Annotated in this window: 11 protein-coding genes and 1 tRNA gene; 7 read left to right on the top strand and 5 right to left on the bottom strand. The window is 61.0% G+C overall.

The genetic code is table 11. The features are described 5' to 3' along the window. Positions 1–356: 356 nt before the first annotated feature. The 4 genes from ABHR75_RS05905 to ABHR75_RS05890 form a co-directional block, all read right to left on the bottom strand. Positions 357–433: transfer RNA gene (locus ABHR75_RS05905), tRNA-Glu, on the bottom strand. A 101-nt stretch (positions 434–534) separates the two neighbouring features. Next, positions 535–2712, bottom strand: coding sequence for a MurT ligase domain-containing protein (locus ABHR75_RS05900; protein WP_346963857.1), 2178 nt, complete (start codon positions 2710–2712; stop codon positions 535–537). A gap of 46 nt (positions 2713–2758) precedes the next feature. Continuing rightward, entirely contained in the window at positions 2759–3802 is a 1044-nt protein-coding gene (locus ABHR75_RS05895; RefSeq protein WP_346963856.1) for a hypothetical protein, read from the bottom strand. Next, a complete protein-coding gene (locus ABHR75_RS05890; RefSeq protein WP_346963855.1) occupies positions 3802–4878 on the bottom strand; it encodes a tetratricopeptide repeat protein in 1077 nt (358 codons plus the stop codon). Before ABHR75_RS05890 ends, ABHR75_RS05895 begins: the two co-directional genes overlap by 1 nt. A 500-nt stretch (positions 4879–5378) precedes the next feature. On the opposite strand from ABHR75_RS05890, the gene ABHR75_RS05885 reads away from it, so the two are divergent. From ABHR75_RS05885 to ABHR75_RS05860, 6 genes are all read left to right on the top strand, one after another. Beyond that, entirely contained in the window at positions 5379–6602 is a 1224-nt protein-coding gene (locus tag ABHR75_RS05885; RefSeq protein WP_035136916.1) for an iron-containing alcohol dehydrogenase, read from the top strand. Positions 6603–6685: 83 nt separating this feature from the next. Further along, positions 6686–7786 (top strand): glycerol dehydrogenase, encoded by a 1101-nt coding sequence (locus ABHR75_RS05880; RefSeq protein ID WP_138111652.1) that lies wholly within the window; start codon positions 6686–6688, stop codon positions 7784–7786. A gap of 113 nt (positions 7787–7899) precedes the next feature. Then, a complete protein-coding gene (locus ABHR75_RS05875) occupies positions 7900–8967 on the top strand; it encodes a glycerol dehydrogenase (protein WP_195568500.1) in 1068 nt (355 codons plus the stop codon). Positions 8968–9118: 151 nt separating this feature from the next. Further along, positions 9119–10372 (top strand): 4Fe-4S binding protein, encoded by a 1254-nt coding sequence (locus ABHR75_RS05870; protein WP_195568502.1) that lies wholly within the window; start codon positions 9119–9121, stop codon positions 10370–10372. A 114-nt stretch (positions 10373–10486) separates the two neighbouring features. Beyond that, complete coding sequence (gene ychF / locus ABHR75_RS05865; RefSeq protein WP_035136922.1) at positions 10487–11563, top strand: redox-regulated ATPase YchF; 1077 nt, start codon at positions 10487–10489, stop codon at positions 11561–11563. Between the two features lie 11 nt (positions 11564–11574). Next, a complete protein-coding gene (locus ABHR75_RS05860) occupies positions 11575–11958 on the top strand; it encodes a DUF1648 domain-containing protein (protein ID WP_089572786.1) in 384 nt (127 codons plus the stop codon). 9 nt (positions 11959–11967) lie between these two features. On the opposite strand, the gene ABHR75_RS05855 is transcribed toward ABHR75_RS05860, so the two are convergent. Beyond that, complete coding sequence (locus tag ABHR75_RS05855) at positions 11968–12357, bottom strand: hypothetical protein (protein ID WP_138111664.1); 390 nt, start codon at positions 12355–12357, stop codon at positions 11968–11970. A gap of 76 nt (positions 12358–12433) precedes the next feature. Between ABHR75_RS05855 and ABHR75_RS05850 the strand changes: the two genes are divergently transcribed. Then, on the top strand, positions 12434–12652 hold the full coding sequence (locus ABHR75_RS05850; protein ID WP_035136926.1) for a helix-turn-helix domain-containing protein: 219 nt from the start codon (positions 12434–12436) through the stop codon (positions 12650–12652). Positions 12653–12662: the final 10 nt, after the last annotated feature.

Here is a 12662-nt window from a genome sequence, read left to right as displayed (position 1 = left end):
GCCCCGACAGAGGGGAGGCGCCGCGCGCTCGGGCGGCGCGCCAGGGAGATAGTGGACGAGATAGTCGAGAAGCGCGGTCTCAAGAAGGAGTAACATCGGGACTTGCAGCGACGGACCTCAGGACACTCTTACACCACGTCTGCGCGCGCGACCCCGCCGTAGGACCCCTGGCGTCTAAATCGCCTTCTGATGGCATGAAATCGCTGTAACTAAAATGGTAGCAGTACTCATATTTGCCATTTTTTGCCCACGGGCCTTGCGATGATGCCGGGCTCCGCACCCTGCCGGGTTCGAATCCCGGCATATCGGTAGCAAAAAGCCCGCTACCGAATTGGTAACGGGCTTCACATCTCAAATGGTGCCCCCAGCGGGATTCGAACCCGCGATATCCACCTTGAAAGGGTGGCGTCCTTGGCCGCTAGACGATGGGGACAGCGGGAAAGAGTATAGCAGACTTTTTTAGCCGTTCACATATCGTTGGCAAACTGAAAAACCACCACAAAGGTGCCTGTCCCCTTTGTGGTGGTTGGGGCGTTAGGGGAGGAGCTTCATGGCGGCGTCGTGGGCGGCGTGCTCGTAGGTGTCGTCGAGGGTTTTGAGCGGCAGCAGGGCCGTGGCCTGCGCATCGCCGCGGCGCTCGAGGGCGTGCGCGATCAGCCAGTCGGCGAGTTCGGGGTTCTTGGGCAGTGCCGGTCCGTGTAGGTACGTGCCGATGACGCCCTTGTAGATGAGACCCTCAAAGCCATCGTCGCCGTTGTTGCCGGTGCCCGTGACGACGGACGTTCCGAGCGGCGTGGCCTCGGCGTCCAAAAGCGTGCGGCCACCGTGGTTCTCGAATCCCACAAAGGGCTCAGGTGCCAGATCGGTTTTGACGGCTACGTTGCCGATCAGGCGATCGGAGCCACGTACGGTTTCGGCGGCAATGACGCCCAGGCCCTCAATGCGATCATCGCCCATGTAGTACGAACGGCCGAGCAGCTGATAGCTGCCACAGATGGCAAGCAGTGTGCCGCCGTCCTCAACATAGGCCGCGACCTTGTCTTTTTGGGCGAGCAGCTCGTGTGCCACGGCTAGCTGGTCGCGGTCGGAGCCGCCACCCATCATGACGATATCGGCATCGGTGAGATCGAGTGACTCGCCCATACGGACCTCGTCCACGCGCACGGGAATGCCGCGCCAGGCGCAACGGCGCTCGAGCGCGATAACGTTGCCGCCGTCGCCGTAGAGGTTAAGGGCATCGGGATACAGGTAGACGATGCGCAGCGGGCGCGAAAGCTCGACCGGCGCAATATCCGTGGGGACAGCGCTGCCGTCGGCACGGGCTACGGCGCGCCCGGCAACAGCGTCGGCGGTGGCGCCTTTCAGCCCGTCGAGTTCTTTGACCAGCGGCGGGAAGGCCGTGTAGTTGGCGACGGCATAGAAAGTGTCGCCTGCGGCTTCATCCGCAACGGCGCCAATTGCCTGCGCGACGTCCGAGATAATCGCGGCATCGATGCCGGCGTACTTGAGGCGTACCTGCATGTCGTGCGCGCGCGTGCCTCCGGCAAAGGCGACAAGACCCGGCGTGTCGGCGATGCGCTCAAAGTCGACGTCGTAGATCCACGATACATCGTGGCCGTCGGCATCGTTGTCGTTGAGGAAGAAAGCGCAGAGCCTGCCGCCCGCCGTCTTAATGGACTGGATCTGGCGATCGAAGCCCACGGGATTCTTAGCCAGGTTGGCCTCGACGGTGCGGCCGGCGATATCCCAGCGGCCCATGCGTCCGCCGGCGGGCACATAGGCATCGAGCGTAGGCTGTAGAAGCGCCGTTCCCACGCCCAACTCGTGCGCGGCAAAGAAGGCGGCGGCAACGTTATAGACCATGTACAGGCCGTTGTAGCGTGTGGCGATGTGTACGGCAGCCGCGTCGGGCGCAGATCCAAAGACCAGGTCAAAGCCGTAGCCGTCGCAGCCGAGCTCCACGCCCGTCACGCGACGGACAAGCGCAGGGCGGGCCCAGCCGCACGAGGGGCAATGGTAGGCGCCGAGCTGGCCGTATTGCACGTAGTCATACTCCAGCGGCGCGTTGCACTGTGAGCAAAAACGTGAGTCGCTAATACGGTCGGACTCGGTGTTGGTGGCGCCGTCGATGCCAAAGGCAATACTCGCGTTGGGAACGCGCGCGGCAATCGAGGCGCACAGCGGGTCGTCGGCGTTGTAGATAAGCGTTGTTGTCGGCGAGAGCTCCAACGCATGGGCGATGACCTCCTGGGTGTGATCGATCTCGCCATAGCGATCCAGCTGGTCGCGGAACAGGTTGAGCAGCACAAAGTACGTCGGCTTGAGCTTGGGCAGAACGCGCACGGTGTAGAGCTCATCGCATTCAAAAACGCCCACGCGCTTGCCGCTGTCAGCGTGCTTAAGGCCGCCGCGGGCCTCGAGCAGAGCACCTACCACACCAGGCTCCATATTGTTGCCGGCGCGGTTGCATACCACGGTAGCACCGCTGGCAGCAACGGCGTCGGCGATGAGGTTGGAGGTGGTGGTCTTGCCGTTGGTGCCGGTAATCACCACACTGCGGTCGACCAGGCTCGCGAGGTTGCTTAGCAGCTCGGGGTCGATCTTCATGGCGATACGGCCGGGGAGTACGCCGCCCTGGCGCTTAAGGACAGAGCGCAGCCCCCAGCGGGCGATATCGCTCGAGGTGCAGGCGAGAGATGAGCGGAGATTCATGAAGCCGTTCCTAACGTAGATGACATAGTCGGGGGGAATCGCACCGCTAGAAACCGTAGCGGCGCGCAAATTCCTGGGCAAGCTGCGACACGTCTTCGCAGGCATTGGCCCAGGGGGCAAAGTCGGGGGTGTCCGAGATAATGCCGTCCGCTTCCCAAACGGCCTGGTGCGAGAGGTCCCAGGGGTCGCGCGGCTCGGGTCGGCAGGGAAGGTACGGTGTCTGGTACATGGGGTTCAGTAAGAAGAACGCACCGCCCTCGCAACGGTTGGCAAACTCACGCAGCGCGCGTGTCGCCGGGCGCATCTTGTTCGTTTTGAACAATAGGATTGTGCGGGCGAGCAGATACCAAGGAGAGTTCTCGAGCGCGTCAGCCCCGATCTCTTCCTCGAGTTGGTGGGCTAGGGCAAAAAAGCCGTCCTCGTCTTCCAGACGAGCGAGGGCGAGCAACACGGTGCCTGCGGCTCGGGTGGGATAGCCTTCTGCTTTAAGGACGCGGCGGGCGTAGTTGGCGGCAGCACGGTAGCGAGCGCTCGCCATACATAGCTGCGAGATGGCCTCGAGTGTATGAAGCCACCCGATAAGAGCCGGCTCGCTCACGGTAAGGTCTGCTGCAGTGACACCGTCGGCCAAAACATTATTGGCCCAGTAGTGCGGGGCTTCCATGTCGAACCCGGGCACGCTTTGCTGCAGGTAATCGGCCGTGGTCGCCTCGAGCTTCATCAGGTCGCCCAGGCAGGCGTCAACGGGCGTGTCGGCCAGGATGATGGCGAGCAGCTGGGCATCGAGGACATGCGCATCGACGCGGACGATCTTGAGCAGTTCATCACGCATATCGTCGAACAGGCGGTTGCGCGTCTGCTCAAACTCCTCGTCGCTGCCCATGTCCTCGATGCGATGGAGCTCGTCGAGCAGGTGGCGATGAACACCGGCATAGGACAGCAGCGCTTGGGCATGCTCGGACTGCGCATACTTTTGAGGATTCGCGCTAATGTCGTTATGGACAAGCTCGCGTGCTGCATCGGTGAGCTCGGGGTGCGACGCCAGATAGGTGCGCTCCAGGTAGGCGGGGATGTAGACGCTCGGATCCATTAGAGGTCCCCTCCCTTAAATGGAAGTCCCTGCTCGGCTGCGCGCAGGATGCGCTCGTCGATCTGGGAACGCACGATATCGTTGGTGGCGACCCAGGCGGCAAAACTGGCGTTGTCGGGGGCGCCCAGGCCCTCCTGCAGTACCGGCGTCGCCTCGGACAGCGCAAGGACAAGTTCGTCGGTGGAGCCCGCACCCACGTTGACGCGGGCATAGACGCCATCGGGAAACTCGGTTTGGAAGTAGAGTGCCTCGGCTGCGTGCGGACACGAGCGCGCAAGGATGCGCAAATAGCGCTCGGCGCCCTCGTAGTCCAGCTCGCGCCAGGCAGCGCTCATCAGCGCGATGAGCGTCCACGGGTCCAAGTCGCGCTCCGCATCCTTGGGACGACGGCGCAGCGGCGTGTTGGCGAGATAGGGGACGGAGTGGGCAGAGCGAAAGCGCTTGAGCTCCTCGGCGGGGTATTCGAGCTTTGCCATGGCGAGCATCGCGGTGTGGCGGACACCAGCGGGGTCGTTGGGCGCAAAGTCGAGGCTGCGGTTTGCGGCTTCGAGCGACATGCGATAGCGGCCGCTAATGAGCGCGCGTGACGCAAGGGCGGCAAGCCAGCGCAGATAGGGGCGGCGCGTAAGGTCGCCTGCGGCCTCACGCTCGTAGGGGTCCTGCGCCGAGGCGATTTTGAGCGCCAGGTCATGCTCCACCTCGTCGCACTTGGACACCAGATACTGCACGTATTCCTCGTTGGATTCGGCGGTGAGCGCCGTCAGCATGCGCTGGGCATCCCAGTTGGCCGGGTCGAGTGCGGCTGCCTCGCGGAGCATGTTCTCGGCTGCGGCTTCTTCTTGCTCTGCCTGGGTATCGTCGGGGATAAAGGGAATGCGGTAGTCGACAGCCTCGACCACCTTGGCAATCAGATGCCCGGCGCGGTCGCGGTCGTGCACGATGAGCGGTGCGGGGTTGCGGGTGAATTGTTCCATCAGACGCTCTACGGCGGCAGCGTCGGTGAGCGGGATATTGTCGCGGCGCAAGGCCTCAAGAACGAGGCGATGGCAATCCTCTTGAATGGGATCGAATGCCATGGGGCCTCCTTTGCTGCGGTTAGGGTTCAAATGTTTCTATATAAGGTTCTAGTTTACCCGCATGTGGCACACCGGGGGTGCCGCACTTGGACTTGCACCTTTGCACCACGAAGACGGATGTCGCACAAATGTCGGCACCTTGGACGACCGAGTGGTATCACGGTGCCGCAAACGGTCGATTTTTGGCGGCGAACGGTGCATATTTTGGAGGGGCACGGTCCTGCCCGGGATATGTAGTCAACCTTGATAAAACGTTTGCCCAGCTTGGGAGTATGAATGCCGCACAAGGGTCTTCAGGGATAGAAAAAACGTTTCATCATTGGCGGCTTTAGGTGAATAACTGACCAACCAGAACGGTAAAATAGTGTTTGTCTGAGCGTTGAGACGTTTAGACATCGCGCATTGCCATCGCCGGCAACGCGCAAACCGGTCCTAACGGAGCCAATTGGGTGCTCCGTTATATACGCAAGTCTAAGAGGGGCTTGTTTAGGAGGCACAGTATGGGACGTTTTACCAATCCTCGCGATCTGTACTTTGGTGAGGGCGCTCGCCACGAGGTGAAGAACCTCAAGGGCAAGAAGGCCATCATCGTTTCTGGCGGCAGCTCTATGCGTCGCGGCGGGTTCCTGCAGGACGTCGAGGCCGACCTCAAAGAGGGCGGCTTCGAGGTCAAGCTGTTCGAGGGCGTCGAGTCCGATCCGTCCATCGAGACGGTCATGAAGGGCGCCGAGGCCATGCGCGAGTTCGAGCCCGACTGGATTATCGCCATCGGCGGCGGCTCGCCCATCGATGCCGCTAAGGCCATGTGGGTCTTCTACGAGTATCCCGAGGAGTCCTTCGATAACATCATCCAGCCGTTCAGCTTCCCCGAGCTGCGTCAGAAGGCTCACTTCTGCGCCATCTCCTCTACCTCCGGTACCGCTACCGAGGTCACTGCCTTCTCCGTCATCACCGACTACGCCAAGGGCATCAAGTACCCGCTGGCCGACTTCAACATCACCCCTGATGTCGCCATCGTCGACCCCGAGCTCACCTACACCATGCCCGCCAAGCTGTGCGCTCACACCGGCATGGACGCTCTGACCCACTGCATGGAGGCCTACGTTTCCACCTGCGCCTCTATGTTCACCGATGCCAACGCTCTGCACGGCATCCGCGAGATCGTCGAGTGGCTGCCCAAGTCCTATGCTGGCGACCATGAGGCCCGTCAGCACATGCACGAGGCTCAGTGCATCGCCGGTATCGCCTTCTCCTCGGGCCTGCTCGGCATCGTTCACTCCATGGCTCACAAGACCGGTGCTGCCTTCGAGAACGGCCACATCATCCACGGTGCTGCTAACGCCATGTACCTGGGCAAGGTCATCCAGTGGAACTCCAAGGATCCCCGTGCTGCCGAGCGTTACGCTTACGTGGCCAAGGAGATCCTGCACCTTCCCGGCGAGACCAACGAGGAGCTCATCGCTGCACTCGTCCAGAAGATTCGCGACCTCAACGACCAGCTCAACATTCCGCAGTCCATCAAGGATTACGCGAATGGTGGCGTGAAGGTCGACGCCGAGAACCCGCAGATGGTTTCCGAGGAGGAGTTCCTCGCCAAGCTGCCCGAGATCGCCGCGAACGCCGAGCAGGACGCTTGCACGCCCGAGAACCCGCGTGAGACCAAGGCTGCCGACTTCGAGAAGATCCTCAAGGCCTGCTACTACGACACCGACATCGATTTCTAATCGACTCTTGTTATCGTAACGAGGGGCTCCGCACGTATCTGTACGGAGCCCCTTTCTTTTTTCTTTTAGAGAATGGGATAGTTATGGCTGCAATTTTCAATAGCCCCAGCAAGTACATCCAGGGTCCGGACGAGCTCGCCAAGCTCGGCTCCTATGTCGAGCCGCTCGGCGCTAAGGCCCTCGTCATCGTGACGCCTTCGGGCAAGAAGCGCGTCGGTGCCAAGATCGAGGGCGGCTTTGCCGAGGCCAAGGCCGAGCTGCTGTTTGAGGACTTTAACGGCGAGTGCTCCAAGGGCGAGGTCGATCGCCTGGTTGCGCTCGCTCGCGACAACGGTTGCGACATCATCGTCGGCGTCGGTGGCGGCAAGATCCTCGACACCGCGAAGGCCGTCGCCTATTACCTGGAGTCCCCGGTTATCATTTGCCCCACCATTGCCTCGACCGATGCACCGTGCTCGGCGCTTTCGGTGCTTTACACCGATGACGGCCAGTTCGATAAGTACCTCTTCCTTAAGGCAAACCCCAATATCGTCCTGATGGATACGACGGTTATCGCGGCGAGCCCGGTGCGCCTGACGGTTTCCGGTATGGGCGATGCGCTCGCAACCTACTTCGAGGCCCAGGCGACGCACGATGCCGACGGCGGCACCTGCGCTGGCGGCAAGGGCAGCATGGCTGGTCTGGCGCTCGCCAAGCTCTGCTACGAGACGCTTATGGCCGATGGCGTCAAGGCCAAGGTTGCGCTGGAGAAGGGTGCGCTCACGCCTGCCGTCGAGCACATCATCGAGGCCAATACGCTGCTTTCGGGCATTGGCTTTGAGAGCTCGGGCCTTGCTGCCGCTCATGCCATCCACAATGGCCTGACGATGCTGCCCGAGTGCCACAGCATGTATCACGGCGAGAAGGTCGCCTTCGGCACTATCGTCCAGCTGGTACTCGAGGATGCCCCGACCGAGAAGCTCGAGGAAGTCTTGGGCTTCTGCATTGAGCTGGGCCTGCCGGTCACGATGAAGGAACTTGGCGTTGCCGAGCTTACGCGCGAGCAGGCCATGATTGTTGCCGAGGCCGCGTGCGCGCCCGAGGACACCATGTGCAATATGCCGTTTGAGGTGACGCCCGAGATGGTCGCAAACGCCATCCTGGGTGCCGACGCACTGGGCCACTACTATCTCATGGATGAGTAAATCAAGCTAAGGAAGGGGCAAAGCCAACAGATGGCTTTGCCCCTTTTTGCTATGGTGCAAAGGGGTCAGGGTACTTTGCACCCATCGTTGTTTGATGAAGGGTGGATTCTCGTATGGCGCTTCCTATGGTTTATGGCGGCCCCGGTCGGTATGTTCAGGGACCGGGGGAGCTTTCGCGCCAGGGCAGGTATTTGTCATGGTTGGGCTGCGCTGCCTATGTCTTGTTTGACCAGGGCACCGAGGATCGGCTGTGCAGGCAGATCGTCGATGGATTTCTGGATGAAGATCTAAGCGAGCCGTTCTTTAAGATTTACAACGGTCCGTGTACGGAAGATGCCGTTGTCGAAATGGCCAAGGAAGCCCGGGCCGAGTATTGCGACATGGTGGTGGGCATTGGCGGCGGCAAGATGCTCGATATCGCCAAGGCCGTTGCGTTTTATGCCGAGTTGCCGTTGTGTGTATGTCCCACGGCGGCGTCGATGGACGGTCCGTGCAGCGCGATTTCGGTGCTGTATCACGAGGATGGGTCGTTCGACCGCTACCTGATGCTCGAGAAGAATCCAGACTTGGTCGTGGTCGATACCAACGTGGTCGCGGCGGCCCCGCTGCGTATGACGGTCGCTGGTATGGGCGATGCGCTGGCAACGTATTTCGAGGCGCGTTCGTGCGCCGCGGCGCACGGCGCCAACGAGCACGGTGGCGCGCCGGGACACTTGGCCTTGGTTGCGGCTCGTGCCTGCTATGACACACTCATGGAGTGCGGCGTCGCTGCCAAGCGCGATCTCAAAAAGGGCCGTACATCGCCAGCGGTTGAGCGCCTGATCGAGTGCAATATTCTGCTCTCGGGTGTTGGCTTTGAGAGTGGTGGCTTAGCGCTTGCCCATGCCATAGCCAACGGCCTGACGATTCTGCCCGAGTGCAAGGCCATGCATGGTGAGGCCGTGGCATTTGGCCTGGTGGTGCAGCTGCGCCTGGAGCGTGCGCCCGAGCTTGATCAGGTGCTCGAGTTTTGCCAGCGCGTTGGTCTACCGACGACGCTCGCGGAGCTGGGACTTGGCGAGATTTCCGATACCGACCTGATGAGCGTTGCGGATGCGGTCTTTAGAAACGAGCGCAATATGGCCAACGAGCAGGCCAAGGTGACCAGACAAAAGCTCGTGCAGCTCATGTGCGAGGCATAGCTTGGCACTTGATTGACCTTGTGCAATCGAGGCGGCGATAGGCCATGGGCTATTTGCCGCAAAGATGCTCCGCGTGTAATTTGCCCGAGGCGTGGGCCGATAGCGTATCATTATCTCTTGCTTGTTTGCACTGCTCAGGGAGGGGCCGCGCATGGCGCAGGAACACGATCTGTTTGATGACATTATCGAGATCAGCAAGGGTTTCGACTTTCTTAAAAACCCGCTTGGCGGCGTGACCGATGCACTCGATCCATCGGCGCCGCAGTGGAATCCTGCCGACTACAAGGAGCGCCCGCGCGGCAACACCATTCCGTGCTTGACCTGCAAAAACGAAAAGAGCGGCTGCACCGCGTGCATGGACGTGTGCCCGGTCAACGCTATCGAGGTCGAGGAAGACTCCATCGAGATCCTCGACTCCTGTCGCAAGTGCGGCCTGTGCGCCGCTACTTGCCCGACGGAGGCGATCATCTCTCCGCGCCTTGCACCCAAAAACGTCTACGACGACATTGTCTCGGCGGCTACGAGCCACGAGACCGCCTACGTTACCTGCACGCGTGCCCTTAAGCGCATGCCGCGCGAAAACGAAGTCGTCGTTGCCTGCGTGGGCGATATTACGGCGGAGACCTGGTTCTCGGTACTGGCCGACTATCCCAACGTGAGTGTGTACCTGCCGTTGGGCGTGTGCGATAAATGCCGCAACACCGGCGGTGAGGACATTCTTGGCGAGGCGATTGCGAAGGCCGAAGAGTGGTCTGGCACGGGTATGGGCCTAGAGGTCGACCCCAAGAGCCTCAAGTGCCATAAGCGCCGCGAGTACGAGCGCAAGGAGTACATGGAAAAGATTGCCCGCACCACGGGCCTAACGGTGACCAAGCTCAATCCGGCGACGGCGGCGCTGGCCTCGGTGACGCAAAAGCTCAAGGCTCATCGCCATCAGATTACCCAGCTCGAGCGTACGCTCAACACCATGTGCGGCACCACGACGACCAAGCGTCGCCGTTCGCTCACGCACGGGCGGCAGCTGGTGCTCTCGACGCTGCAGAACCACCCCGAGCTTGCCCAGAATATGCAGGTGAGCACACCGGAATGCGATTTTGACAAGTGCACGTCATGCGGCGAGTGCGTCAACGTGTGCCCCACGTTTGCCTGCGATTTGGTGGGAAGCGGTCGCTTTGCACTGGAGTCCACGTATTGCCTAGGTTGCGGAGCCTGCGTCAAGGTGTGCCCCGAGCATGCGCTCAAGCTGGTCGAGCACGATGCGTCCAATCTGGTCGTTGTCGACCCCGAGGCCGAGGAAAAGGCCGCTCAGAAGGCCAAGGCCCACGAAGAGGCCCAGAAGGTCAAGGCCGAGGCAAAGGCCAAGCTGGACAAGATGCTCGACCAGGTGGAGAAGCTCGCGGACTAGTCAGCGAGCTCTATCTCTGCTTCATTTGCGCCGCCGCGGTGTCCGGATTCGCCCGGATGCTGCGGCGGCGCTATACTTATACGGTTTGAAGTACCTGTACCAAAAGGAGCTGTCGTGTCCCTTTCCATCGGTATCGTGGGCCTGCCCAACGTGGGCAAGTCGACGCTGTTCACCGCGCTTACCAAAAAGACCGGCCTTGCCGCCAACTACCCGTTTGCCACGATCGACCCCAACGTGGGTATCGTCGACGTGCCCGATAGCCGCTTGCAAAAGCTTGCCGACATCGTTAACCCGGGTCGCATTGTGCCGGCGACGGTCGAGTTCGTCGACATCGCAGGTCTGGTGAAGGGCGCTAACGAGGGCGAGGGCCTGGGCAACCAGTTCCTGGCCAACATTCGCGAGACCGACGCCATCTGCGAGGTCGTGCGCTACTTTAAGGACCCCAACGTCATGCGTGAGGTGGGCCGCACGGGCGAGTTCGTCGATCCCGCCGGCGATGCCGACACCATCATGACCGAGCTCATCCTGGCCGACATGGGCACGCTCGAGAAGCAGCTGCCTAAGCTCGAGAAGGAGGCCAAGCGCGACAAGGAGCTCATGCCCAAGTTCGAGGTTGCCAAGCGCCTGCTTGCCTGGCTCAACGAGGGCAAGCGCGCCGCATCCATGGAGATGACCGACGAGGAGCGTGCCGCCGCCAAGGGGCTGTTCCTGCTCACCATGAAGCCCATCCTGTATGTGGCCAACGTGGACGAGGATATGCTCAACGACGATCTGGCGCCCATCGACGGCGTCAAGCCGCTGCCGATCTGCGCCAAGATCGAGGCCGAGCTTTCCGAGCTCGATCCCGAGGACGCCGCCGACTACCTGGAAAGCCTGGGCCTGGAACAGCCCGGTCTGGACGTGCTCGCGCAGGCGGCCTATAAGCTGCTCGGTCTGCAGTCGTTCTTTACGGCCGGCGAGATGGAGGTCAAGGCCTGGACGGTTCGTCAGGGCGCGACCGCTCCGCAGGCCGCCGGTGTTATCCATACCGACTTTGAGCGCGGCTTTATTAAGGCCGAGGTCATTGGCTACGACGACTACATCGAGCTCGGCGGCGAGCAGGGCGCCAAGGCCGCCGGCAAGCTGCGTATTGAGGGCAAGGACTATGTCATGGCCGATGGCGACGTCGTGCACTTCCGCTTTAACGTGTAAGGGCGACGCATATGTTTAAATACGGCAAAAAAGCTGGGTACATGGGTATTGCGCTGCTCGTACTTGCGGTGATCCCGCTGGTGGTTGCAGCGTGTGTTATCCCCAACATTGGCCCCGAGGTGGCAACGAAGTTTAACGCCGCCGGCGAGGTGACGCGCTGGGGCAAGAGCTACGAGCTGTTGGCGCTGCCGGTACTCAATCTGCTGCTGAGCGTGGCGACGTACTTTACGGCGGGACGCCAGGCAAAAAATAATGATGACTCCGCCGCCATGGCGCGCATCGTGTGCGAGCGCTACCTGCGCAACGGTTGCATCACGGGTGTGTTCCTCAACGTGATCAACGTTTACTTTATGTACTCGGCGATTACTGGAACGGGCTTTGGCTTTGGTTTCTAGCTTGTCCTTTTAGGCAACGAGCCTGCACGCATATTCAATGGCTGCTGCGAGGCCGCCGCTCGATCGTGGTTTAAAGACCATGTCGGCGGCGGCCTCGTTTTCGTATCCGGCGCCGCGAAGGGCGAGTGCGATACCGGCTTCCAGGAGAAGGGGCAGACCGCGTTGGCTGGTTGCGATCACGGCAGCCTGATTGAGCGAGCAGCTGTGCGCTTGGCATTGGATGGCAAGTTCACCTTGCGCCGGGCAAGGGACCAGAATGGCGGCGACGCGACTTGATAGCAATGCAAATGCCGTGCGCTCATCGGGCGAAAGGGCTTCTGCTTCAACGACGACGAGCTTGGGCGGTGCGCTGTTTGTGCGAAGCGTGGCTCGGTACATGCGGACCGAAGAACCCGACATAGAAAACTCCTGTGTATTCGGCAAAACGTAAACTATAGTTTACGTTTATGTTCGGCTCCATTTCAAACTCGGCTGCATGGACGAACGTGCGAAACAGATTCTTGGCAGGCGGGTCGAAGAGACACGCAGGGACCTTGGTATCTCCAAGGTTGATTTTTGTGTGGCGACAGGAATCAGCCGACCCTACCTCGATCGAATCGAAGATGGGACGGCAAATTTCACGCTCAAGGTTCTATTTAAGATCGCGCCCGCACTCGGCATGACGGTGTCAGAGCTTCTCGAGGGCATCGAATAGGGGATACCCG

Source organism: Collinsella aerofaciens, assembly GCF_039752955.1.
GTDB lineage: Bacteria > Actinomycetota > Coriobacteriia > Coriobacteriales > Coriobacteriaceae > Collinsella > Collinsella aerofaciens_BI.
Note: the sequence above shows the minus strand (reverse complement) of the source record. Positions and strands in the feature narration are given on the sequence as shown.

What these genes read in the sequence shown, in the direction of transcription:
- ABHR75_RS05875 (WP_195568500.1), top strand. Translation starts at nt 7,900, where the DNA reads ATGGCGCTTCCTATGGTTTATGGCGGCCCCGGTCGGTATGTTCAGGGA.
- ABHR75_RS05885 (WP_035136916.1), top strand. Translation starts at nt 5,379, where the DNA reads ATGGGACGTTTTACCAATCCTCGCGATCTGTACTTTGGTGAGGGCGCT.
- ABHR75_RS05855 (WP_138111664.1), bottom strand. Translation starts at nt 12,357, where the DNA reads ATGTCGGGTTCTTCGGTCCGCATGTACCGAGCCACGCTTCGCACAAAC.
- ABHR75_RS05895 (WP_346963856.1), bottom strand. Translation starts at nt 3,802, where the DNA reads ATGGATCCGAGCGTCTACATCCCCGCCTACCTGGAGCGCACCTATCTG.
- ABHR75_RS05900 (WP_346963857.1), bottom strand. Translation starts at nt 2,712, where the DNA reads ATGAATCTCCGCTCATCTCTCGCCTGCACCTCGAGCGATATCGCCCGC.
- ABHR75_RS05870 (WP_195568502.1), top strand. Translation starts at nt 9,119, where the DNA reads ATGGCGCAGGAACACGATCTGTTTGATGACATTATCGAGATCAGCAAG.
- ABHR75_RS05880 (WP_138111652.1), top strand. Translation starts at nt 6,686, where the DNA reads ATGGCTGCAATTTTCAATAGCCCCAGCAAGTACATCCAGGGTCCGGAC.
- ABHR75_RS05850 (WP_035136926.1), top strand. Translation starts at nt 12,434, where the DNA reads ATGGACGAACGTGCGAAACAGATTCTTGGCAGGCGGGTCGAAGAGACA.
- ABHR75_RS05890 (WP_346963855.1), bottom strand. Translation starts at nt 4,878, where the DNA reads ATGGCATTCGATCCCATTCAAGAGGATTGCCATCGCCTCGTTCTTGAG.
- ABHR75_RS05860 (WP_089572786.1), top strand. Translation starts at nt 11,575, where the DNA reads ATGTTTAAATACGGCAAAAAAGCTGGGTACATGGGTATTGCGCTGCTC.